The sequence below is a fragment of the Acidocella sp. genome, from assembly GCF_028687955.1.
Taxonomy (GTDB): Bacteria; Pseudomonadota; Alphaproteobacteria; order Acetobacterales; family Acetobacteraceae; genus Acidocella.
This window is the reverse complement of record NZ_JAQTZC010000082.1, coordinates 5,596-8,097: the sequence shown is the minus strand read 5'-3', so window position 1 is coordinate 8,097 and position 2,502 is coordinate 5,596. Positions and strand designations below refer to the sequence as shown.

Genomic DNA, 2,502 nt, shown 5'->3' with positions numbered 1-2,502 from the left:
CCGTTGCCGTCGTAGTTATGCGCCAAGCCGTTGAACTGGGTGTAGAAGGTGTCTTCAATGAAGAACTTGGCGTTCACCCAGGGGAAGAACTTGGGGCCATCGGTATTGAACGGATAGTAGTCCAGCTCGGTGGTGTAGCTCTGGGTGTTAGGTTTGCCGTTGGCGTTGCTGGTGCCGGTGTTATAGAGCCCGGTATCGGCATTGCCGGTGATGCTGTCATAAGCCTCCGACACGCCGAACATCTGGTGCCAGAGATAGGAGGCATTCATTGATATGCTGTCCAGCGAATCATTCGGGTTGGCGGTGATCCCGAGCGGATAACTTGCAGACCAATGCTGGAATTCATGCGCATAGGCCGCCTGCACGGAGAACGCCTGCTTTACGGTGATGTACTGATATTGCGCATCCACGCCCACATCGGTCAGCGTATCCGTCGGCCCATGGGTGTAACCGGAGGCGTAAGGATGATCAACCAGGCCGGAGGTGCCGATCTCGATTGATTGCTTCCAAGAGCTGTGCTGCAAGGCAAAGCGCCAGTAGGGGATTGGCCCGGAGATCGCGGCTTCGGGCCCAACGCCCAGCATGTAGGCCGTGTGGTTCGGTACGGCCTTGTACAGATCGAACTCACCGTACAGCAGATCTGATGGTGTGACGTTGAGCGCGCCGTAACCGCCCACGCCAGCCACGGCCTGCGCCAGCGCCGCGGTCTGCAGCCCGGCGGTCTGGCCAACACCCAGCGCGGCCGGGATGAAGGGATAACCCCAGGCCGGCAGCGTGTTCCACAAATCCGTGAGACCCGGTGCGTTGTTGAAGGTGAAGCCGTACACCAAGCGTCTGTTGCCGATGTTGGTCATCTGCACCAGGCGAATGTCCGTATTATCCCAGTGGAATTGATGGCCGATACCATCGTAGGTTCCTTGAATGAAACCACCGAGGCCGATCTTGCCATCAAGCGCGCCGCCATAGAACAGGCTGGTTTGCTGGATCGACCAGGCATTGTTGCTCTTGAAATCAGGCGCCAGACCACCCAGCACTTTATCGTGCAGCTGGGTAAAGCCCGCCTGCATCATGGCCGCGAAATTTTTGATGTCCGGGAAGGTGCCGCCTTGCACATAGCCGTCCATCTTGAAAGCACGGCCAAAAGGGGTGAGTTGTGGAAAACCAATGTGGCAGGCCGAACAAGGCATACCGGTCTGCGCCGCGAAGGCGGGGATCGCCCTGGCTTCCCGCGGCATCGCCGTTATCGCCGCTATGCCAGCCAATGCGCCCACCGCACGCACCCAATTCAATCTGCTCCGCTTCATCGCGCTCTCCTGCTAAATGATGGCTGATGATCTGCCAGTATGAACGATCGGCAACCTTGATCTATCGCAAGAATGCGCCGTCTGGGACAAAACAGTTCCGAATGAACATTATTCTGAAAACCGCGCGGCAAATTTGTCACAGCTGGGGGCGGCGGGGCGGATTGGTCTTGCCGTGGGCGCGCGAGTTCGGCAGAGATCGGGACATGCCAGACCTCGACCAGCTTTTGAATTCCCGCGGCAAGACCGCTGAACTCGGCGCCCACGCCATTGCCGCCTGTTTTGATGCCACCGGCCGCAACTGCGCCTTCGCCATGGGCGACGGCAGCCTGTGCATGGCCACGGCTGAAGCCTGGGCCAGAATCCCGGCGCATCACGGCGCCGTGCTCTCGCTGGCGCGGCACCCGGTGACGGGGGGATTTATCACCGGCGGTGATGACGGCCGGTTGCTCGCCGTGGGGCTGGACGGCGCGATTGATGAAATTGCCCACTGCGGCTCCAAATGGGTGGAGCATGTGGCGAGCTACGCCGGAAAGACCCCGCTGCTCGCCGCCGCCGCCGGGAAGACTCTGTATCTGTTCAACGACAAAGGCGAGGCGCTGCGCGCTCTGCCCCACCCCAGCACCGTCACCGGCATTGCCTTCGACCGCAAGGGCAAGCGGATCGCCGCGTCACATTATAATGGCGCATCGCTGTGGTTCACCGCTTCCACCTCGGAGACGCCGCGCAAACTGGAGTGGAAGGGCAGTCATACGGGAGTCGCCATTCATCCGCAGGGCGACGCGCTGGTGACCTCCATGCAGGAAAACGCCCTGCACGGCTGGACCCTGCCGGAAGGCAAGCACATGCGCATGGCGGGCTATCCGGCCAAGTGCGAATCGTTTGGCTTTACGCACTCGGGACGCTGGCTGGCCACCGCGGGGGCCGATACCATCGTGCTGTGGCCCTTCTTCGGCGGCGGGCCGATGGGGAAGGCCCCGCTGGAGCTTGGCATGGGCGACGGCATCGCAAAGCGCATCGCCTGCCACCCAGCGACCGAGGTGCTGGCCGCCGGGTTCAATACCGGCCTGCTGCTGATCGCAGATGTTGCACAGGAACACATCCTGCCGGTTTGCGGGCCGGGACGCGGCGCCATTACCGCACTTGCGTGGAACCCCTCTGGCTCGCACCTGGCCTTTGGCACCGAGACCGGGTTCGCCGG

2 protein-coding genes are annotated in these 2,502 nt (G+C 61.6%); one reads left to right on the top strand and one right to left on the bottom strand.

The genetic code is table 11. The features are described from left to right. A partial coding sequence (locus tag PHE40_RS09855) for a hypothetical protein (protein ID WP_299961294.1) occupies positions 1 to 1,304 on the bottom strand: 1,304 nt, incomplete at its 3' end. Positions 1,305 to 1,507: 203 nt separating this feature from the next. Between PHE40_RS09855 and PHE40_RS09850 the strand changes: the two genes are divergently transcribed. Then, positions 1,508 to 2,502, top strand: a 995-nt coding sequence (locus PHE40_RS09850) for a WD40 repeat domain-containing protein (protein ID WP_299961292.1), incomplete at its 3' end; no start/stop codon positions are given.